Here is a 19789-nt window from a genome sequence, read left to right as displayed (position 1 = left end):
CCGTTTCCCCGGCAGCCGTCAGCCCCAGTCGACATCGCCGAGAAAGATGTAGCCCGCGCCGTAGATCGTCTTGATCAGGCGCGGATTCTTCGGATCCTCGCCGAGCTTGGTCCTGAGCCGCGAGATCCGCACATCCATCGCCCGGTCGAAGCTCTCGCCCGCCGCACCGCCAAGGCTCTCCTGCATCTGCGCGCGCGAGATCAGCCGTTTCGGACTGTCGAGGAAAAGCCGCAGAACCTCGCCCTCGGCATGGGAGAAGGGCACCTCGGCGCCTGTCTCGTCGACAAGCACATAGCGGTCGAAATCGGCGCTCCAGCCGGCGAAGCGCGCCACCGTCGCGGCGCGCTCGGGATCGGCGCGGCCCTTCCGAAGCCGGGCACGGATCCGGGCCACGACCTCGGCCGGGTCGAAGGGCTTGATGATGTAGTCGTCGGCGCCGAGCTCGAGCCCCGTCACCCGGTCCTGCACCTGCGCGCGCCCCGAGATGATGATGATCGCCGCGCCCGATTCCAGCGCCAGCCGGTGCACCAGCGCCAGCCCGTCGCGGTCCGGCAGGCCAAGATCGACGAGGCAGACGTCGGGCGTCATCCGGTTCAGCGCGGCCTCGAACTCGGTCGCGCGCGCGAAACTCGAGGTGCGGAAGCCCGCCTCCTCCAGCGCGTCCGAGAGCATCCGGCGAATCTCCGGCTCGTCGTCGAGGATCGCGACATGGGGCCGGGCGTCGGACCCGCGCGGACTGGTCTGGCTCATGCGGCCTCCCGGGTGGCGAGCTCGGCGGCGAGCTCGGCGGCGGTGAAGGGTTTGCTGAGGATCGGAACCGCCCCGGCGCGGGCGCGCATGGCATCCCCCGGCGGCAGCGAGGTCATCAGGAGCCGCCGCGCCGGGTGGTCGCGGGCAGCAAGCGCCTGCATGAAATCGACGCCGGTGCGGCCGCCGGGCAGGCTGATGTCCGACAGCACGAGGTCGACCCCCGGCAGGTCCACAAGCTCCTCCGCCTCGGCGACGCTCGCGGCCTCGATGACGTTGTGGCCCATCGCCGTGAGCATCTCGCGGATGTCGGTGCGGATCTCCTCCGTGTCCTCGACCAGCAGCACGAGAAGCGGCGCGGCCGGCGCGGGGCCGACGGGGCGCAGCGGCAGCCGCAGCATGACCCTGGCGCCGCCCTCCGGTCGGTTGGCGAGCTTCACGCTGCCGCCCATCAGCTTGGTGTGGTCATAGACCATCGACAGGCCGAGTCCCGACCCCTCGCCGCCCTTCGTGGTGAAGAACGGATCGAGCCCGTGGTCGAGGGCCGCCGCCGAGAAGCCGGGTCCGGTATCGGCGACGCTGATCTCGATCCAGGTGTCGCGCACCGGGCGCACGGTGAGGGTGATCCGCCCCACGCCCGAGCCGATCGCGTCGCGGGCGTTGAGGACGAGGTTCAGGAGCGAGTCCTGCAGCGATCCGGCGTCGAGAAGCACCGGCCCCAACGCGCCCGCGACAAGGATGTCGAGGCCGATCCCCTCGGGCAGCGACGGCCCCGCCATGATACGCAGCTCGTCGAGGAGGGCGGCAAGGTCGGTGGCGGCGGGATGGATCTCGCGCGGGCCGGAGATCGCGGCGATCCGGTCGAGGAGCGTGCCGCCCCGGCGCGCGGCGGCGAGCGTGGCGCGGGCGAGATCGGCGGCGTCGGCCGGAAGCTTCTCGATCCGTTCCAGCCGCCCCTGAAGCCCGAGGATGATCGTGAGCAGGTTGGCGAAGTCGTGCGCGAGCCCGGAGGTGAGCTGGGCCGCGAGTTCGCGCTTCGCGCTCTGGCTCAGGGCGGCGCGGGCCTGGGTTTCCTCGGTGACGTCCATCGAGAGAATGTAGACCCCCTGGACACGCCCCCCGGCGTCGCGGTCCGGCGTCAGCGCGAGCCGGATCCGGCGGCCCGAGGCGTCATGGGTGAACTCGAACACGTTCGGCTCGCCCGAAAGCGCGCGGCCGAGCCCCGGCTCGATCTTGGCGAAGGTCTCGGCGCCCAGTGCCTCGGGTACCGGTCGGCCGACGATGTCGGAGAGGCTGCCCGGCATCACCGCCGAGAGCCGCCGGTTCGAATAGGTATAGACGAGATCGTGTCCGACATGGGCGATATGGGCCGGCATCATCTCGGTCACGAGCCGGGTCCGCGCCTCCATCTCGGTCAGCTCGCGCTTGGCCTCGGTCAGCGCCGCGTTCGTCGCACCGAGCGCGCGGTTGGCCTGGGCGAGCCGCTCGGCATGGGTGAGAAGCTGGTCGGAGAGCTCCTCGGAACGGGTGCGCAGGAGCGCCTCCTGCGCCTTGATCTCGGTGATGTCGGTATAGACCGTGACCCAGCCGCCCTGTTGCAGCGGCGAGCCCTCGACCGAGATCGTGCGGCCGTTCGCGCGGGTCCGCTCCATGTAGTGCGGCTGGAAGGCGCGGGCCTGCTCGACGCGGGTCCGCACCGCGTCTTCCTCGTCCTCGACCGGCCCGTATTCGCCGCGGGTGACGAGGTAGCGGATCGTGTCCTCGAAGGCGGCGCCCGGCGTCACGAGGGCCTCGGGCAGGTCGAACATCTCCTGGAAGCGGCGGTTGCAGACCGCAAGCCGGAGATCCTTGTCGTAGATCGACAGCGCCTGCTGGATGAGGTTCAGCCCGGCCTGGGTCAGCTTGGCGCGCGTGTCGTTCCGCTCCATCCGCGAGGGCTCCTTTCGCCCTATCGCTAGCACCGCCGGGCGCGGGCCGCAAAGGGGAAGTCGGGCCTGTTACAATTCGAAAGGATTGGGAAAAAGTCCGGCAACCTTTAACCGCAATCGTCTTGCACGGAAGCTGCGGGCATCGGAGGAATCACCCGCAGGCGAATACAGGCGCCGCGGATCGGCGCGGGGGGAGGAGCACCAGTGGCAGAAAACGCGACGACGGGCGACTTGCAGTCCATCCCGGCGCTTCTGGCGCGCAACGCGGCAAAGTGGGGCGGGTTGCCCGCCTTCCGCGAGAAGGAATTCGGCATCTGGCAAAGCTGGACTTGGGCCGAGACGGCCGACGAGGTCCGCGCCATCGCGCTCGGTTTCCTCACGCTCGGCATCGACCGCGGCGATCACGTCGCGATCATCGGCCGCAACCGCCCGGCGCTCTACTGGTCGATGGTGGCCGCCGAGATGTGCGGCGCGGTGCCGGTGCCGCTCTATCAGGACGCCGTGGCCGAGGAGATGGCCTATGTCCTCGAGCACTGCGGCGCGCGCTTCATCGTCGCGGGCGACCAGGAGCAGGTCGACAAGGTGCTAGAGGTGCAGGAGGCGCTCGGCGACAAGAGCACCCAGATCCACCACATCGCCTATCTCGACAAGCGCGGCATGCGCAAATACGACCACACCCGCATGAACGCGCTCGCCGACATCGCCGCCGAGGGGCGCGCGGCGGCGCAGCGCGTGGGGCCCGAGCTCGACAAGCGCATCGCCGAGCTGACATACGACCACACCTGCGTGATGCTCTACACGTCCGGTACGACCGGCAAGCCCAAGGGCGTCGTGCTGTCGAACCGCAACATCATCGAGACCGCGAAGAACTCCGCCGCCTTCGACCACCTCAAGCGCGACGACGAGGTGCTGGCTTACCTGCCGATGGCCTGGGTCGGCGACTTCATCTTCTCGGTCGGCCAGGCGTTCTGGACCGGGTTCACCGTGAACTGCCCCGAGAACGCCGCCACCATGATGACCGACCTGCGCGAGATCGGGCCGACCTATTTCTTCGCACCGCCGCGGGTCTTCGAAGGCCAGCTCACCAACGTGATGATCCGCATGGAGGATGCCGGGCGGCTTAAGAAGCGGATGTTCGACCACTACATGGGCATCGCGCGCCGCGTCGGCCCGGCGATCCTCGACGGCAAGCCCGTTTCGGGAATGGACCGCTTCCGCTACTGGCTCGGCGATCTCCTCGTCTACGGGCCCCTGAAGAACACTCTCGGCTTTTCCCGCGTCCGCGTCGGCTACACCGCCGGCGAGGCGATCGGGCCGGAGATCTTCGACTTCTACCGCTCGCTCGGCATCAACCTGAAGCAGCTCTACGGCCAGACCGAGGCCTCGGTCTTCATCACCCAGCAGCCGGACGGCGAGGTGCGGTCGGATACGGTGGGCGTGCCCTCGCCCGGCGTCGAGGTGAAGATCAGCGACAACGGCGAGGTCTTCTACCGTTCGCCCGGCACCTTCGTGGAATACTACAAGAATGCCGAGTCGACCGCCTCGACCAAGGATGCCGAGGGCTGGGTGGCGACCGGCGATGCCGGCTTCTTCGAGGAAGGCACCGGGCACCTTCGGATCATCGACCGCGCCAAGGACGTGGGCAAGATGGCCGACGGCACGCTCTTCGCGCCGAAATACGTCGAGAACAAGCTCAAGTTCTACCCAAACATCCTTGAAGCCGTGGTGTTCGGCGCGGGCCGGAACATGTGCACCGCCTTCATCAACATCGACCTCAACGCGGTCGGCAACTGGGCGGAGCGCAACAACATCGCCTACGCCTCCTACCAGGAACTCGCCGGCCACCCGAAGGTCTACGAGATGATCCAGTCCCACGTGGAGGACGTGAACAAGTCGGTCGCCGCCGACCCGATGCTGGCGGGCTGCCAGATCCACCGCTTCCTGATCCTGCACAAGGAACTCGACGCCGATGACGGCGAGCTGACCCGCACCCGCAAGGTCCGCCGCAAGATCATCGAGGAGAAGTTCGCCGACCTGATCGACGCGCTCTACGGCGGCAAGGACGAGATCTACACCGAGACCGAGGTGACCTACGAAGACGGCCGCAAGGGCAAGATCAAGGCGACGCTGACCCTGCGCGACGCGAAGGTGGAACGGGTGGCGGAAAGGATGGCGGCGGAATGAAGGACATGAATTCAGAGGGTTACACCACCGCCGACGGCCGCAAGATCGGCGGCGTGTTGATGGAGATGAAGAACATCACGCTGCGCTTCGGAGGCGTGGCTGCGATCACCGACATTTCCTTCGACATCCGCGACGGCGAGATCCGCGCCATCATCGGCCCGAACGGCGCCGGCAAGTCCTCGATGCTGAACGTGATCTCGGGCTTCTATGTCCCGCAGGAGGGCGAGGTCTGGTTCAAGGGCTACAAGCGCGGCCCGATGAAGCCCTACCAAGTCGCCCGCCTCGGCATCGCCCGCACTTTCCAGAACATCGCGCTCTTCGATGGGATGTCGGTCCTCGACAACATCATGACCGGGCGGCTCACGCTGATGAAATCGGGCCTCCTGTCGCAGGCGATGTGGTGGGGCGGCGCCCAGCGCGAGGAGACGGAGCACCGGGAAAAAGTCGAGAAAATCATCGACTTCCTCGAAATCCAGTCGATCCGGAAGACGCCTGTGGGACGTCTGCCCTACGGGCTGAAGAAGCGGGTGGAACTCGCCCGCGCGCTCGCCGCCGAGCCGAAGCTTCTTCTGCTCGACGAGCCGATGGCCGGCATGAACGTCGAGGAGAAGGAGGACATGTGCCGCTTCATTCTCGATGTGAACGACGAGTTCGGCACCACGATCGCGCTCATCGAACACGACATGGGCGTGGTGATGGACCTCTCCGACCGGGTCGTCGTGATGGACTACGGCAAGAAGATCGGCGACGGCACGCCCGACGAGGTCCGGAGCAATCCCGACGTGATCAACGCCTATCTGGGGGTCTCGCATGACTGACAGCTTCCGTACAGCGCGCGTACGCCAGGCGTACAGCCCGCGTCCCGACACAAGCCGCGGCATCATGGAGGCGCGCGATGTCTGATCAGATCCTCTTCGCGATGGAGGTCACGCTGAACGGCCTCATGGCCGGCGTGATGTATTCGCTCGTGGCGCTGGGTTTCGTCCTCATTTTCAAGGCGTCCGGAATCTTCAACTACGCGCAAGGTGTGCTCGCGCTCTTCGCGGCGCTGACGCTCGTGGGCTTCCAGAACGGCCAGGTGCCCTTCGCCCATCTCATCAACGCGATCTTCGGCACCAACCTGCACCACTTCGGCTGGCACCTGCCGGCGGTCGTCGCGATCATCCTCACGGCGGCCGTGATGGTGCTGCTCGCGATGATCGTCGAGAAGTTCGTGCTCCAGCACCTCGTCAACCAAGCGCCGATCATCCTCTTCATGGCGACGATCGGGCTGGCCTACTTCCTCGAAGGCCTCGGCGACATCATGTGGGGCGCCGACATCAAGAAGCTCGACGTCGGCCTGCCGCAGGGGGCAAATGAGGCATTCGAGGCCGTCACGGACAGCGTTTTCGGCTTCGGGTTGTATATCGACAATCTCGACATCGTGGCGACCGTGGTCGCGGCGCTCCTCGTGCTCTCGCTCACGCTCTTCTCGCAGTACACCAAGTACGGCCGGGCGCTGCGCGCGGTGGCCGACGACCACCAGGCCGCGCTTTCGGTCGGGATCTCGCTGCGCTTCATCTGGGTGCTGGTCTGGTCGATCGCGGGGATCGTCGCGCTCGTGGCCGGGATCATGTGGGGCTCGAAGTCCGGCGTGCAGTTCTCGCTCTCGCTGATCGCGCTGAAGGCGCTGCCGGTCCTCATGCTCGGCGGCTTCACTTCGATCCCCGGCGCCATCGTCGGCGGGCTCATCATCGGCATGGGCGAGAAGCTCTTCGAGTTCTTCGCCGGCCCGCTGATCGGCGGCGCGACCGAGAACTGGTTCGCCTATGTGCTGGCGCTTCTCTTCCTCGTCTTCCGGCCGCAGGGCCTGTTTGGCGAAAAGATCATCGAGAGGGTTTGACCGATGTTTTACCGCGAGGCAGGCGACTTCAAGACGTCTTACGTTGACGACAGCCAGACCTTTCCGATCAGGTTCGACCGCTGGCGCTACTATGCGATCCTCGCGGTCGCCTTCGGGGCGGCGCCGCTCCTGATCAACGACTACTGGGCGAATGCGGTCTTCGTGCCGTTCCTGATCTACGCGATCGCGGCGATCGGGCTCAACATCCTCACCGGCTATTGCGGGCAGGTCTCGCTCGGCACCGGGGGCTTCATGGCGGTGGGCGCCTATGCCTGCTACAAGTTGATGACCGCCTTCCCCGAGGTCTCGATCCTGATCCACGTCCTCCTCGCGGGCGGCATCACCGCGGGCGTGGGGGTCCTCTTCGGCCTGCCCAGCCTCCGGATCAAGGGCTTCTACCTCGCCGTGGCGACGCTTGCCGCGCAGTTCTTCCTCGTCTGGCTTTTCAACAAGGTGCCGTGGTTCTACAACTATTCCGCCTCGGGCCAGATCTCGGCGCCGGAACGGACGATCCTCGGCCATGCGGTCACCGGCGCCAACACCACGGCAAGCGCCAAGTACTTCTTCTGCCTCGTGATCCTCTTCGCGCTGGCCTGGCTCGCCCGGAACCTGACGCGCGGCACCGTGGGGCGGAAGTGGATGGCGATCCGCGACATGGACATCGCGGCCGAGATCATCGGGGTCAATCCGCTGACCACCAAGCTCTCCGCCTTCGCGATCTCCTCCTTCTACATCGGCGTGGCGGGGGCCCTCTTCTTCGCGGTCTATCTCGGCGCGGCCGAGGTCGGCGAGGCTTTCGGCATCCAGAAGTCGTTCCTGATCCTCTTCATGATCATCATCGGCGGGCTCGGCTCGATCTTCGGCAGCTTCGCCGGCGCGGCCTTCATGGTGCTTCTGCCGGTGCTTCTGAAGAACGTCCTCGTCGGCCAGCTCGGCTGGGCCACGGATCTCGCCGCGCATGTCGAGCTGATGATCGTCGGCGCGCTGATCGTGATCTTCCTCATCGCCGAGCCGCACGGGCTCAACCAGCTCTGGCGGCTGGCGAAGGAGAAACTCCGGCTCTGGCCCTTCCCGCACTGAGGGCCGCCCAACCAGAAGACCGGCCCCGGCGCCGGCATGTCGAAACGCTTAACCTTGGGAGGAGACCCAGAATGAGAAAGACCATGACCGCCCTGGCTCTTGCGATGGCCACGGCAACGCCGGCGATGGCCGAGCTCGTCGTGCCGAACCTGAGCTACCGGACCGGCCCCTTCGCCGCCGGCGGCATCCCCTATGCCGACGGCTTCAACGACTATTTCACGCTTCTCAATGAGCGCGACGGCGGCATCGGCGGCGAGAAGGTCGCGACCCCGGAATGCGAGACCGCCTACAACACGGAAAAGGGCGTCGAGTGCTACGAGGCTACCAAGGGCTCCGGCGCGCTGGTCTACAACCCCTTGTCGACCGGCATCACCTACCAGCTCATTCCGAAGGTGACGGCGGACAACATCCCGCTCTACACGCCGGGCTACGGCCGCACCTCGGCCGCGAACGGCAAGGTCTTCTCCAACGTCTTCAACTATCCGGCCAACTACTGGGACGCCGCCTCGGTGGCGATCAAGTATCTGCTCGACGAGAACGGCGGCGACCTCGAGGGCAAGAAGATCGCGCTCGTCTACCACAACTCGGCCTATGGCAAGGAGCCGATCCCTACCCTGTCGGCGCTGGCGGCCAAGCACGGCTTCGAGCTTGTCGAGATCCCCGTCGACAGCCCCGGCCAGGAGCAGAAATCGCAGTGGCTGCAGATCCGCCGCGACAAGCCCGACTATGTGCTGATGTGGGGCTGGGGCGTGATGAACGCGGTGGCGATCCAGGAGGCCGCGAACATCCGTTTCCCGATGGAGAATTTCATCGGCGTCTGGTGGTCGGGCTCGGAGAACGACGTGCTGCCGGCAGGCGACGGCGCCAATGGCTACAAGTCGCTCGCGATGCACGGCACCGGGATGGACTATCCGGTCTATGCCGACCTCAAGCAGTATGTCTATGACGCCGGCAAGTCCTCCGGCGCGGGCGACCAGGTCGGGTCGGTGCTCTACTCGCGCGGCATGTACGCGGCGCTGGTGATCTCGGAAGCGATCCGCAAGGCGCAGGAGCTTTCCGGCCATGCGGCGATCAACGCGGCCGAGCTCCGCGACGGTTTCGAGGCGCTGGAGATCACCGAGGCGCGGATGGCCGAGCTTGGCCTGCCGAACTTCGGTCAGCCCTTCGCCTCGTCCTGCGAGGATCACGGCGGCCCGGGCGCCGCGATGATCCAGCAGTGGGACGCCTCGGCGAAGACGTGGAGCCTGATCACCGGCTTCATCGCGCCGGATGATGAGGTGCTGACGCCGCTGGTGATGGGGGACTCCGCCGCCTTCGCCGCGGAAAACAACATCGCCGAACGCTGCAACTGAGCGCCATGCAAGACCTTCCCCGGCCCGACCAGGGCCGGGGTCCTTTGGATCAACTTCCGCACGGGAGGCCCCCATGCTCGACGCCGGCAAGACCGAGACGCTGCTCGAGGTCAACAATATCGAGGTGATCTACAACCATGTGATCCTCGTCCTGAAGGGCGTGAGCCTCAATGTCCCGAAGGGCGGCATCACCGCGCTTCTCGGCGGCAACGGCGCGGGCAAGACCACCACCCTCAAGGCGATCTCCAACCTGCTGCATTCCGAGCGCGGCGAGGTCACCAAGGGTTCGATCGTCTACCGCGGTCAGAAGGTGCAGGACATGGCGCCGGCCGATCTGGTGCAGATGGGCGTCATCCAGGTGATGGAGGGGCGGCACTGTTTCGAGCACCTGACGGTCGAGGAGAACCTCCTCACCGGCGCCTATACCCGCAAGGACGGTGCCGGCGCGGTCGCCCGCGACCTCGAGATGGTCTACAGCTATTTCCCGCGCCTGAAGGAGCGCCGCAAGAGCCAGGCCGGCTACACCTCGGGCGGCGAGCAGCAGATGTGCGCGATCGGCCGGGCGCTGATGTCGAAGCCCGAGACGATCCTGCTCGACGAGCCCTCGATGGGCCTCGCGCCCCAGCTCGTCGAGCAGATCTTCGAGATCGTCAAATCGGTCAACGAGAAGGAGGGCGTGACCTTCCTCCTGGCCGAGCAGAACACCAACGTGGCGCTGCGCTACGCCCATTACGGCTACATCCTCGAAAGCGGCCGGGTGGTGATGGACGGGCCGGCGAAGGAGCTGCGCGAGAACCCCGACGTGAAGGAATTCTACCTTGGCATGTCGGACGAGGGCCGCAAGTCGTTCCGCGACGTGCGCTCCTACCGCCGCCGCAAGCGCTGGCTGGCGTGAGCGGGTCAGATGTCTTCGAAACAGGTGAACAGTTGATCGTGAACCTTTCCATAGACCGCGCGATGCAGGCCGAGCAGGGGCTCGGTCCGCGCCCGGATTCGGTCGACGGCATCGTCGGCCTGGCGGCGGCCCGTGAAGGTCATCGTGACGAAGAACCGGTGGTCGCGGTCCGCGTCGGTGTCGAGCGCCGGATTTCGGTGGCGCCGCCCGAGGGGGCCGACGCGAAGGAGGAGGTTCTCGTCGCGCAGATGGGCCGCGAATTCCGCGAGGGCGGCGGCGAAGTCGGGCTCCGCAATGCCGGGCTTGAGATTGAAGATCGTGTGCATGTGATAGGCCATCCTGTCCTCCCTTCGCGCGCGCCCAGCGTACCACGCGGGACGGCAAACCCCGAAGTCTTCAAGAGAAAATCCACATGGCGGCGTCGGCTGGACGTCCGCGCTGTGTCGAGGAACTGAACGATGACCGGATATGACACCCTCGAAACCCGTTCCGCCGACGAACGCGCCGCGGACCAGTTGAAGGCCCTGAATGCCCAACTGGCGCTGAACGGGCGTGACCCGGTCGCGAGCCTCGGCGATCTCGCCAAGCTGCCGGTTCTGCGGAAATCCGACCTCGTCGCGGCGCAGAAGGCGAAGCCGCCCTTCGGCGGGCTGCCGGTCTCGAACCTCGCCCATGTCTTCCAGTCGCCGGGGCCGATCTACGAGCCGGGCGGCGTCGGCCATGACTGGTGGCGGGTGGGGCGCTTCCTCCATGCCGCCGGGATCGGCAGGGACGACATCGTGCAGAACTGCTTCGGCTACCACCTGACGCCCGCCGGCATGATCTTCGAGAACGGCGCCCGCGCGGTCGGCGCGGCGGTGTTGCCGGCCGGCACCGGTCAGACCGACCTGCAGGTCCGCGCCGCCGTCGATATCGGCACCACCGCCTATGCCGGCACGCCGGATTACCTGAAAGTGATCCTTGACCGCGCCGAGGAGATGGGCGAGCGGCTGAAGATCGCCAAGGCCGCCGTCGGCGGCGGGGCACTGTTCCCGTCGCTCCGGGCCGAATATGCCGACCGCGGCATCGCCTGCCTGCAGTGCTACGCCACCGCCGATCTCGGCAACATCGCCTACGAGAGCGCCGCGATGGAGGGGATGATCGTCGACGAGGGCGTGATCGTCGAGATCGTCCGTCCCGGCACCGGCGATCCGGTGCCCGAGGGCGAGGTCGGCGAGGTCTTGGTCACGACGCTCAACCCGGACTATCCGCTGATCCGCTTCGCCACCGGGGACCTCTCGGCGGTGATGCCCGGCGCCTCGCCCTGCGGGCGCACCAACTTCAGGATCAAGGGCTGGATGGGCCGCGCCGACCAGACCACAAAGATCAAGGGCATGTTCGTGCGCCCCGAGCAGGTCGCCGAATTCGTCGCCCGCCATGCCGAGATCGCCCGCGCCCGCGTCGTCGCCACCCGCGAGGGCGAGATGGACGCGATGACGGTCATGGTCGAGACCGAGGCGGGCGATGCCGCCGCGTTCGAGAAGTCGGTGATCGACACGCTGAAGCTGCGCGGCCGGATCCAGCTCGTGCCGAGGGGCTCGCTGCCGAACGATGGCAAGGTGATCGAGGACCAGCGGCAGTACGAGTGAGGCGGCGCGCCACCGGCGGCTTTCCGCTCCCTGTTAGCTGACTGCACCCCCATTGGGGCGATCTGTGATGGGATAACGGCGCGCACCCCGCTAGGTTCGCCGCCGTTACCAGAAGGAAAGCCGCCCCATGAAGCACCTCAGCCTGTTCGCGTTCGCCGCCCTCCTCGCCGCCCCTGCCTTCGCGCAGGACGCGGCCCTCGTGATCGGCAACGAGAACTACGACAACGCGAGCGACATCTCGTCCGGGCTCGACGCGCTCGACGCCGCCGAGGCGCTGGCGGCGGCGGGCTTCGCCACGTCGAGCGGCGGCGACCTGACCGCCGAGGCGATGCGGGCGCTGATCGCGGAGTTCTACGGCCGCACCGAGATGCCGGGGCGCAGCGTCATCCTCGCGCTTGGCCATTTCGCCCATGCCGGGAAGGACAGCTGGCTCTTGGGCATCGACGCCGATGCGCCGACGCTGGTCGGAGCCGACCGGGCGGGCGTGCCGGTGGCGACGCTGCTGCGGATCGCGGCGGAGCGGCCGGGCGGGGCGCTGGTGCTCCTTGGCACCGAGGAACGGCGGATCGAGCTTGGCCGCGGGCTGGCGCCGGGGCTCGGCCGGATCGACATCCCGCAGGGCGTGACGGTGATCTCCGGCGATGCCGAGACGGTCGCAGCCTTCGCCGCCGAGGCGATGGAAAACCGCGCGCTGTCGGCGGCGGGGCTCGCCGAGCGCGCCGAGGACCTGGCGGCGGAGGGCTATCTCGGCACCGGCACGCCGCTCCTGCCCGAACGCATTGGGCCGAGCCTGCCGGTGGCGACGGCGCCCGAGGCCGCGGCGCCTGCCGTCGAGGCGGAGGCCGGTTTCGCCGAGGAGCGCGCGGTGTGGGAGACGGCGCGGTCGATCGATAGCAAGGCGGGCTACGAAGCCTATCTCAACCGCTATCCGGACGGAATCTTCGCCGATGCGGCGCGGGCTGCGATCGCCGATCTCGACCGGCCCGCCGACCCGGCGGCGCAGGGCCTCGCGGCGGAGGCCGCGCTCCGGCTCGGCCGTGGCGAGCGGCGCCAGATCCAGCGCGACCTCACGACCATCGGGTTCGACACGAACGGCGTCGACGGGGTCTTCGGCCGCGGCTCGCGCGACGCCATCGCGGGCTGGCAGCGCCAGAACGGCCATGCGCCGACGGGCTACGTCACCGGGCCGCAGATGGAGGCCATCGCCGCACAGGCGGCGGCGCAACAGGGCCAGGTCGGGACCGGGGCGGTGCAGCAGGGCGATGCGGAGCGGCTCGACCGGCTGTTCTGGGAGGAGACCGGGGCGACGGGCGACGAGGCGGGGCTCCGGGCCTATCTTCGGCGCTACCCGGACGGGATCTATGCCGATCTCGCGCGGGAACGGCTCGCGGGGGCGGGCGGCGGACTCGGCGGGGCCCAGAGCACCGACCGCGCCGACTGGGACCGGGCGGTGCGGCGCAACAGCGCCGAGGGGTATCGCGACTACCTCGCGGCCCATCCCGACGGCGCCTTTGCCGAGGACGCCCGGCAGATCCTTTCCGGGCGCGACGTGAATGCGGCGGCGGAGGCCGAGCGGCGGCGGGCGGAGCAGGTGGAGCAGGCGCTCGGGCTCAACTCGACGATGCGCTCGATGGTCGAGCAGCGGCTCTCCGGGATGGGGCTGAAGCCGGGGCGCGCTGACGGCAACTTCGACGGCGACACCCGGCGGGCGATCCGCCGCTATCAGCAGGCGCGCGGCCTGCCGGTCACGGGCTATCTTTCGCAGGACACGGTGGCGCGGATCCTGGTCGATTCGTTCTGAGGGGTGGCCAAAGGAAAAGGCCGCCGGTTTTCACCGGCGGCCTTTTCAAATCCGTCCTTGCGGCGGCTCAGCCCTGGCGGGCCTTGAAGCGGCGCTGCGTCTTGTTGATGACGTAGACGCGGCCCTTGCGGCGCACGATCTGACAGTCGCGATGGCGCAACTTCAGCGAGCGGAGCGAGTTCCTGACCTTCATCGGTCTTCTCCTATTCGCGGCGCGCGTCGCGCCCTTGAAAACAACGATACCCCCCGCGAGGGGGGCGATGGTGGGCGGTACTGGGATCGAACCAGTGGCCACTACGATGTCAACGTAGTGCTCTACCGCTGAGCTAACCGCCCGTTCCGGTGCTGTTTCCGCCAATCCTGCTTGCGCCGGATCACGGCGGAACCGCGTCGGTCCCGGGTCTATAAAAGGAGTCGGGGAGGCTTTCAAGGGGTTTTGGCAAAGCTCTTTTTGCCGCTATAATTTTCTTGACCTCAAGGAGCCCGAATGCCGGCTGCGCCCTACGATCTCACCATGCCCGAGCGGCTCATGACCAGCGTGGTCTTCGCCTCGCCGCATTCCGGGCGCGACTATCCGGCCGGATTCCTGCGCGAATCGATCCTGGACGAGCGCACGATTCGCTCGTCGGAGGATGCCTTCGTCGATCAGCTCCTCGCCGGTGTCTCGCAATTCGGCGCGCCGCTCATCGCCGCGCGAGTGCCGCGCGCCTATATCGACCTCAACCGCGCCGCGGACGAGCTCGACCCAGCGGTGGTCGAGGGGGTTCGGCTCAACACCCACAATCCGCGCATCTCCTCCGGGCTCGGCGTGATTCCGCGCGTCGTGGCCGGGGGGCGGGCGATCTATCGCGGCAAGGTCCCGCTGTCGGAGGCCTGCCGGAGAATCGAGACCTGCTGGCGGCCCTACCACGCCTGCCTGAGCGGCCTTGTCGACGATGCCCGCGCGCGGTTCGGCGAGTCGATCCTGATCGACATGCATTCGATGCCGCACGAGGCGATGGATGCCGTCGCCTCGTCGGGGCGGCGCCGGGCCGAGATCGTGATCGGCGACCGTTTCGGGAGCACCGCGGGCGCGGCGCTCGTCGAGCGGATCGAGGCGGCGTTCGAGGCGGCCGGGTTCCCGACAGTGCGCAACGCCCCCTTCGCCGGGGCCTATGTCGCGCAGACCTACGGCCGGCCAGCGCAGCGGATGCATGCGGTGCAGATCGAGATGGACCGCTCGCTCTACATGAACGAGCGCGAGATCCGCCCGAACGGCAATTTCGCCGGCTTCAAGCGGATCCTGACCGGGATCCTCGCCGAGATCGCGGATATCGGCCGCACCGGGGAGCTGTCGCTCGCGGCGGAATGATCACCTGAGCGAGCGGCCCTTGACGATCGCGTCGGGGCCGAAGCGGGCGCGGATCGCGTCGGTCGCGCGCTCGGCGCCGGCGCGACGCGCAGCCTGCGGGTCGAGGAGGTCGGCGGTGAGATCCGCCTCGGCGGCCGGGACGAGGTCCGACAGTCCCACCCCGACCAGCCGGAACGGGCCCGGCTCCTTGACCTGCGCCAAGAGGTCGGCGGCTTCGCGGTAGAGCCGGTCGGCCATCTGCGTCGGCTCGCGCAGGGTGTGGCGGCGGCTGATCGCGGTGAAGTCGGCGCGCTTGAGCTTCAGGGTCACGGTGCGCCCGGCCAGCGTCTTGGCCTTGGTCCGGTCGGCGACCTTCTCGGCCAGCCGCCAGATATGGCCGTCCAGCAGGTCGCGGTCGGCGATGTCCTCGTCGAAGGTGGTCTCGGCCGAGATCGACTTCATCGGCTCGTGCGGATTGACGCGGCGGTGGTCCTCGCCGCGGGCGAGGTGCCAGAGCCGGTCGCCGATCGCGCCGAAACGGTGGTTGAGATCCTTGCGGTCCCAGCGCGCGAGGTCGTCGAAGCTGCGGATCCCGGCGGCTTCGAGCGTCATCTGGGTCGCGGCGCCGACGCCCCAGATCATCCGCACCGGCTTGCCCTTGAGAAAAGCGGCGGTGTCGGCGCGGCCGATCACCGAGAAGCCGCGCGGCTTGTCGAGGTCGGACGCTACCTTGGCGAGGAACTTGTTGTGCGAGAGCCCGACCGAACCGGTCAGGCCGAGCTCCGCCTCCATCCGCTTCAGGAGCCGGCAGAGCTGCACCGCCGGCGGCGCCCTGTGGAGCCGCTCGGTGCCGGAAAGGTCGAGGAAGGCCTCGTCGAGCGACAGGGGTTCGATCTTCGGCGTCAGCTCGTCCATGAGCGCGCGGATCTCGCGCGAGACGGCGGCGTAGTGGCTGCCGCGCGGCTTCACCACCACCGCCTCGGGGCAGAGTTTCAGCGCCTGGAACATCGGCATCGCCGAGCGCACACCCTTGATCCGTGCGAGGTAGCAGCAGGTCGAGACCACGCCGCGCTTGCCGCCGCCGACGATGACCGGCTTGTCGCGGATGTCCGGATTGTCGCGCTTCTCGACCGAGGCGTAGAAGGCGTCGCAATCCATATGTGCGATCGAGAGCGTGAAGAGCTCGGGATGCGACAGCACGCGCGGGCTGCGGCAGGCCGGGCAGCGGGTGCCGGACTCGAACGGGTGGAGGCAATCGCGGCAAAGGGCGGGCATGGCGCGAGTATAGGCGTCTGCGCACGCGCGGGGGAGGGGGAGGTTGCGGACGAGGGCGTTTATCGCGCGCGGCCCCGATCCCGAGCCGCGCGCCTTGATCGGCGTCAATTCGCGGGTCGGATAACTAGATAGTGTCGGGTCACACGCAATTGAAAGAGATGCCCGATGTTCGCAAGGGCGGTCAAGCTGGTCGACATCTTCGGCTTCCAGATCAAGGTCGATCCGAGCTGGCTCCTGATCGCCGCCCTGATCGTATGGACCTTGTCTTCGGGCTATTTCCCGCAGGCCCTGCCGGGGCTCGCCCAGGGGGATTACCTTGCGCTCGCGATCATCTCGATGCTTGCGCTGTTCGCCGGACTGATCCTGCACGAACTTGCGCATTCGCTCGTGGCGCGGCATTTCGGCCTCGGCGTCGGGGGAATAACACTATTCGTTTTCGGCGGGGTCGCGGAACTGGACGAGGAGCCGGAAAGCCCGCGTTCGGAATTCTGGATCGCCATCGCGGGGCCGATCATGAGCCTGGCACTCGCTGCGATCGCATGGCTTGCGTATCGGGCACTGGAGGGGGCGGAGGTCTCGGCCCCGCTGCAGGCGGTGTTCGAATACATCGCCCTGATCAACTTCGTGCTGGCGCTGTTCAACCTGATCCCGGCCTTCCCGCTCGACGGCGGCAGGATCCTGCGCTCGATCCTTTGGCGGATGCGGGGCGACCTGATCGGCGCGACGCGCAACGCTTCCGTGATCTCGTCGCTCTTCGCCTACGCCCTGATCGGCTTCGGTTTCGTCTCGCTCTTCTCGGGCGCGACGGTCGGCGGCATCTGGCAGGTTCTGATCGGGCTCTTTCTTCTTTCCGCCGCACGGGGCACCTATCAGCAATTGCTGGTCAAGACCTCGCTTTCGGGCAAGAGCGTGCGCGGGCTGATGACGGATAAGGTGCATGCGGCTGCGCCCGAGGACACGCTGGCGACGGTGGTCGACAAGATCATGCTGCGCCACGCGGTGAGCTTCGTTCCGGTGGTCGAGGGCGATCACCTCCTGGGTTATGTCGATACGGCGCTCCTGCACGGGATCGACCGCGACAACTGGGGCGACACGCAGGTGGCGGATATCTTCATCGCCGCCAGTGACGTGAACACGGTGGCGCCCGACCTGTCGGCCGAGGCGCTGATGAAGCGCGTCGCGGCGACCGGACGGCGCAAGTTCCTCGTGGCCGAGCGGGGACGCTTTCTCGGCGTCATCACGCTCGCCGATCTTCTGGCCTACCTGGCCGTGCTGCAGGACCTCGGCACCGGACGCGGTGGCGGGAGGTCTGCCGAGCCGAATCCTTTCGGGCGCTGATGCCCGCACGGAGGCGTTGACGCTCCGCCGCCCCCGCGCGAGACTGCGCCGAGGGGAATTGTCCGGTATCACATGGCTGAAAGCGACCGCAGCTCATATCTGCTCGACTCGCTGCTGGACGCGGCGGTCGATGCGATCGTTGTCGCGGATACCGATGGCCGCATGGTCCGGGTCAATCCCGCGGCCTGCCGTCTCTTTGGCTATTCCAGCGGCGAGATGGTCGGCGAGAACATCGACATGCTGGTCCCGGACCCCGATGCGTTCCGCCATGTCACCGCGATCGAGCGCTATCTCAGGACCGGCGAGGCGCGGATCATCGGCACGGGGCGCGAAGTGGAGGGGCTGCGCCGGGACGGCAGCATCTTTCCGCTGCACCTTTCGGTCGGTCAGAGCACGATCGACGGCAGGGTGCTGTTCGTGGCGCTCCTGCACGACATCTCGCGGCGCAAGGCTGCCGAGGCCGCACTCGTCATGGCGCAACGGATGGAGGCGCTGGGCTTGCTCACGGGCGGCGTCGCCCATGACTTCAACAACCTCCTGACGGTGATCGTCGGCAATCTCGAACTGCTGGAGGGCCAGCTGGAGGGCACGCGCGGCAGGGAAATGATCCGCGATGCGCTCGCCGCCGCCGAGCTCGGATCCTCGCTGATCCAGAGGCTGCGCGCGCTCGGGCGCCGCGGCCATCTCAAGCCGGTGCGGCTGGACGTGAACGAGGCCGTGCGCGCGACGATGGCGATCCTGCGCCGCACGCTCGGTCCGAACGTCCGGCTGGATTGCGCCCTCGCCGCCGACCTGTGGGCGGTTCAGGCGGATCCGGCCGAACTGCAGGCCGCGCTCGTCAATCTGGTGATCAACGCGAACGACGCGATGCCCGACGGCGGCGACATCGTGATCCGGACGAGCAGGGTCGCCATTGACGACGAGTACCTCGCGCATGAGGTTGGTCTCAAGCCGGGGGAGTTCGTGCGCATTTCGGTCACCGACAATGGCACGGGCATGCCGCCCGAAGTGCTCAGGCGGGCGTTCGAGCCCTACTTCTCCACCAAGGGGGAGACGACCGGCACGGGGCTGGGGCTGGCGATGGTCTACGGCTTTGCCAACCAGTCGGGCGGGCGGGCGACGATCTACAGCGAGGCCGGGCTTGGCACGACGGTCAGCCTCTACTTCCCTGCGGACCGGGATCCGGTGCGGCCCGAGGCCGAACCCGCGCCCCGGCCGAAGCCGGTGGTCGAGCCGGGCGCGGGCGAGACCGTGCTCGTCGTCGAGGACAACGAGAACATCCGCCGGCTCTCGGTCGCGCGGCTCCGGGCGATGGGCTATCGCGCGGTCGCGGCGGCGGACGCCGAGGAGGCGCTGGCGATCCTCGCCGGAGACCCGGCGATCGACGCGCTGTTCACCGATATCGTGATGCCGGGAGCGATGAACGGGACCGAGCTGGCGCTGCGGGTCCGCGCGGACTGGCCGCACGTCGCGATCCTGCTGACTTCGGGGTTCTCCGGCGATCTCATCCAACCGCAGAAGGAGCTGGCGCCGCCGTTTCCGGTCCTGAAGAAGCCCTACCACCAGGCGGAGCTGGCGACCCGCCTGCGGGTGCTGCTGTCAGGCCGGGCGGGCGTCCCCGGCGGTTAGTGTGACCTCGGGCGTGAAGATGTAGCCCACGCCGCGCACGGTCTTGATCAGTTTCGGGGCGCCGGGCTCGGCCTCGATCTTCTTGCGCAGCCGCGCGACCTGGTTGTCGATGGTCCGGTCGTAGGGCGACCAGCCGGGGCCGTTCAGGATGTCCATGATCTGCTCGCGCGACAGCACCCGGCGCGGGCTTTCGAGGAACACGGTCAGGAGCCGGTAATCGCCAGCGGTCAGATCGACGATCTGCCCGTCGGGACCGGTCAGTTCGAGCTTGTCGGGAACCGCCCGGAAGCCCGCGAAGCAAAGCTCCCGGCTTGCGTTGGCTGCGGCCTTGGCGGGTTCTGCCGGTCGCTCGCCGCTGCGCCTGAGCACGCTGTGCACCCGCGCCAGAAGCTCCCGGACGTGGAACGGCTTGGACACATAGTCGTCCGCCCCGATCTCGAGCCCGACGACGCGGTCGATGAGATCGTCCTTGGCCGTCACCATGATGATCGGAACGTCGGAGGCCTTGCGCACCTCCTGCGCGATGTCGAGGCCGCTTTCCCGGTCGAGGTTCAGATCGAGCGTGATGAGATGCACCCGGATGCGGGACATGGCCGCGCGAACCTCGGCTGCACTGGTGGCTTCCTGAACAGTGTAGCCTTCGGATTCGAGACAGCTGCGCAGAAGTTTGCGCACACCGGCATCATCCTCGACCACGAGTATGTTCGTCTCGACCATCCC

Annotated in this window: 17 protein-coding genes and 1 tRNA gene; 11 read left to right on the top strand and 7 right to left on the bottom strand. The window is 67.7% G+C overall.

What is annotated here, in order from left to right:
- Nucleotides 1–18: 18 nt before the first annotated feature.
- Both OM960_RS09155 and OM960_RS09150 read right to left on the bottom strand, forming a co-directional pair.
- Nucleotides 19–750, bottom strand: coding sequence for a response regulator transcription factor (locus tag OM960_RS09155; RefSeq protein ID WP_264771757.1), 732 nt, complete (start codon nt 748–750; stop codon nt 19–21).
- On the bottom strand, nt 747–2675 hold the full coding sequence (locus OM960_RS09150; protein ID WP_264771756.1) for a hybrid sensor histidine kinase/response regulator: 1929 nt from the start codon (nt 2673–2675) through the stop codon (nt 747–749). Before OM960_RS09150 ends, OM960_RS09155 begins: the two co-directional genes overlap by 4 nt.
- Nucleotides 2676–2879: 204 nt before the next feature.
- Between OM960_RS09150 and OM960_RS09145 the strand changes: the two genes are divergently transcribed.
- From OM960_RS09145 to OM960_RS09120, 6 genes are all read left to right on the top strand, one after another.
- A complete protein-coding gene (locus OM960_RS09145; RefSeq protein WP_264771755.1) occupies nt 2880–4859 on the top strand; it encodes a long-chain fatty acid--CoA ligase in 1980 nt (659 codons plus the stop codon).
- Complete coding sequence (locus tag OM960_RS09140) at nt 4856–5677, top strand: ABC transporter ATP-binding protein (RefSeq protein WP_263334186.1); 822 nt, start codon at nt 4856–4858, stop codon at nt 5675–5677. Before OM960_RS09145 ends, OM960_RS09140 begins: the two co-directional genes overlap by 4 nt.
- Nucleotides 5678–5754: 77 nt before the next feature.
- Entirely contained in the window at nt 5755–6741 is a 987-nt protein-coding gene (locus OM960_RS09135; protein WP_263334184.1) for a branched-chain amino acid ABC transporter permease, read from the top strand.
- A gap of 3 nt (nt 6742–6744) precedes the next feature.
- Nucleotides 6745–7821: a branched-chain amino acid ABC transporter permease gene (locus OM960_RS09130; RefSeq protein WP_263334183.1), complete on the top strand. Its 1077-nt coding sequence runs from the start codon at nt 6745–6747 to the stop codon at nt 7819–7821.
- Between the two features lie 71 nt (nt 7822–7892).
- Complete coding sequence (locus tag OM960_RS09125) at nt 7893–9173, top strand: ABC transporter substrate-binding protein (RefSeq protein WP_264771754.1); 1281 nt, start codon at nt 7893–7895, stop codon at nt 9171–9173.
- 73 nt (nt 9174–9246) lie between these two features.
- Complete coding sequence (locus tag OM960_RS09120; RefSeq protein ID WP_263334179.1) at nt 9247–10068, top strand: ABC transporter ATP-binding protein; 822 nt, start codon at nt 9247–9249, stop codon at nt 10066–10068.
- 5 nt (nt 10069–10073) lie between these two features.
- Here OM960_RS09120 and OM960_RS09115 read toward each other — a convergent pair whose 3' ends face one another.
- Nucleotides 10074–10406, bottom strand: a complete 333-nt coding sequence (locus tag OM960_RS09115) for a DUF6614 family protein (protein WP_264771753.1) — start codon at nt 10404–10406, stop codon at nt 10074–10076.
- A 120-nt stretch (nt 10407–10526) separates the two neighbouring features.
- Here OM960_RS09115 and OM960_RS09110 point away from each other — a divergent pair, with 120 nt between their 5' ends.
- Complete coding sequence (locus OM960_RS09110) at nt 10527–11696, top strand: phenylacetate--CoA ligase family protein (protein ID WP_264771752.1); 1170 nt, start codon at nt 10527–10529, stop codon at nt 11694–11696.
- Between the two features lie 127 nt (nt 11697–11823).
- Nucleotides 11824–13497, top strand: coding sequence for a peptidoglycan-binding domain-containing protein (locus OM960_RS09105; protein ID WP_264771751.1), 1674 nt, complete (start codon nt 11824–11826; stop codon nt 13495–13497).
- A gap of 67 nt (nt 13498–13564) precedes the next feature.
- On the opposite strand, the gene ykgO is transcribed toward OM960_RS09105, so the two are convergent.
- Together ykgO and OM960_RS09095 are read right to left on the bottom strand one after the other, a co-directional pair.
- On the bottom strand, nt 13565–13690 hold the full coding sequence (gene ykgO / locus OM960_RS09100; protein ID WP_263334173.1) for a type B 50S ribosomal protein L36: 126 nt from the start codon (nt 13688–13690) through the stop codon (nt 13565–13567).
- A gap of 68 nt (nt 13691–13758) precedes the next feature.
- Nucleotides 13759–13833, bottom strand: a tRNA-Val gene (locus OM960_RS09095).
- Between the two features lie 151 nt (nt 13834–13984).
- Here OM960_RS09095 and OM960_RS09090 point away from each other — a divergent pair.
- On the top strand, nt 13985–14848 hold the full coding sequence (locus tag OM960_RS09090; protein WP_263334171.1) for an N-formylglutamate amidohydrolase: 864 nt from the start codon (nt 13985–13987) through the stop codon (nt 14846–14848).
- On the opposite strand, the gene OM960_RS09085 is transcribed toward OM960_RS09090, so the two are convergent.
- The gene (locus OM960_RS09085) at nt 14849–16102 is read right to left on the bottom strand and encodes a DNA polymerase IV (protein WP_263334170.1); all 1254 of its coding nucleotides are present in this window, start codon (nt 16100–16102) and stop codon (nt 14849–14851) included.
- 165 nt (nt 16103–16267) lie between these two features.
- Here OM960_RS09085 and OM960_RS09080 point away from each other — a divergent pair, with 165 nt between their 5' ends.
- Entirely contained in the window at nt 16268–17440 is a 1173-nt protein-coding gene (locus tag OM960_RS09080; RefSeq protein ID WP_263334168.1) for a site-2 protease family protein, read from the top strand.
- A 72-nt stretch (nt 17441–17512) separates the two neighbouring features.
- Entirely contained in the window at nt 17513–19069 is a 1557-nt protein-coding gene (locus OM960_RS09075) for a PAS domain S-box protein (RefSeq protein ID WP_263334166.1), read from the top strand.
- On the opposite strand, the gene OM960_RS09070 is transcribed toward OM960_RS09075, so the two are convergent.
- Nucleotides 19040–19786, bottom strand: coding sequence for a response regulator (locus tag OM960_RS09070; RefSeq protein ID WP_263334164.1), 747 nt, complete (start codon nt 19784–19786; stop codon nt 19040–19042). The two genes, OM960_RS09075 and OM960_RS09070, sit on opposite strands and share 30 nt — an antisense overlap.
- Nucleotides 19787–19789 lie beyond the last annotated feature (3 nt).

This window comes from Defluviimonas salinarum (genome assembly GCF_026013545.1).
In the GTDB taxonomy this organism is placed as follows: domain Bacteria; phylum Pseudomonadota; class Alphaproteobacteria; order Rhodobacterales; family Rhodobacteraceae; genus Albidovulum; species Albidovulum salinarum.
The sequence above is the reverse complement of the archived record's forward strand: the minus strand, read 5'-3'. Positions and strand labels throughout refer to the sequence as shown.

Excerpts from the sequence above, each read along its gene's own strand:
- OM960_RS09155 (WP_264771757.1), bottom strand. The coding sequence starts at position 750 with ATGAGCCAGACCAGTCCGCGCGGGTCCGACGCCCGGCCCCATGTCGCG.
- OM960_RS09150 (WP_264771756.1), bottom strand. The coding sequence starts at position 2,675 with ATGGAGCGGAACGACACGCGCGCCAAGCTGACCCAGGCCGGGCTGAAC.
- OM960_RS09140 (WP_263334186.1), top strand. The coding sequence starts at position 4,856 with ATGAAGGACATGAATTCAGAGGGTTACACCACCGCCGACGGCCGCAAG.
- OM960_RS09135 (WP_263334184.1), top strand. The coding sequence starts at position 5,755 with ATGTCTGATCAGATCCTCTTCGCGATGGAGGTCACGCTGAACGGCCTC.
- OM960_RS09130 (WP_263334183.1), top strand. The coding sequence starts at position 6,745 with ATGTTTTACCGCGAGGCAGGCGACTTCAAGACGTCTTACGTTGACGAC.
- OM960_RS09125 (WP_264771754.1), top strand. The coding sequence starts at position 7,893 with ATGAGAAAGACCATGACCGCCCTGGCTCTTGCGATGGCCACGGCAACG.
- OM960_RS09120 (WP_263334179.1), top strand. The coding sequence starts at position 9,247 with ATGCTCGACGCCGGCAAGACCGAGACGCTGCTCGAGGTCAACAATATC.
- OM960_RS09115 (WP_264771753.1), bottom strand. The coding sequence starts at position 10,406 with ATGGCCTATCACATGCACACGATCTTCAATCTCAAGCCCGGCATTGCG.
- OM960_RS09110 (WP_264771752.1), top strand. The coding sequence starts at position 10,527 with ATGACCGGATATGACACCCTCGAAACCCGTTCCGCCGACGAACGCGCC.
- OM960_RS09105 (WP_264771751.1), top strand. The coding sequence starts at position 11,824 with ATGAAGCACCTCAGCCTGTTCGCGTTCGCCGCCCTCCTCGCCGCCCCT.
- ykgO (WP_263334173.1), bottom strand. The coding sequence starts at position 13,690 with ATGAAGGTCAGGAACTCGCTCCGCTCGCTGAAGTTGCGCCATCGCGAC.
- OM960_RS09090 (WP_263334171.1), top strand. The coding sequence starts at position 13,985 with ATGCCGGCTGCGCCCTACGATCTCACCATGCCCGAGCGGCTCATGACC.
- OM960_RS09085 (WP_263334170.1), bottom strand. The coding sequence starts at position 16,102 with ATGCCCGCCCTTTGCCGCGATTGCCTCCACCCGTTCGAGTCCGGCACC.
- OM960_RS09080 (WP_263334168.1), top strand. The coding sequence starts at position 16,268 with ATGTTCGCAAGGGCGGTCAAGCTGGTCGACATCTTCGGCTTCCAGATC.
- OM960_RS09075 (WP_263334166.1), top strand. The coding sequence starts at position 17,513 with ATGGCTGAAAGCGACCGCAGCTCATATCTGCTCGACTCGCTGCTGGAC.
- OM960_RS09070 (WP_263334164.1), bottom strand. The coding sequence starts at position 19,786 with ATGGTCGAGACGAACATACTCGTGGTCGAGGATGATGCCGGTGTGCGC.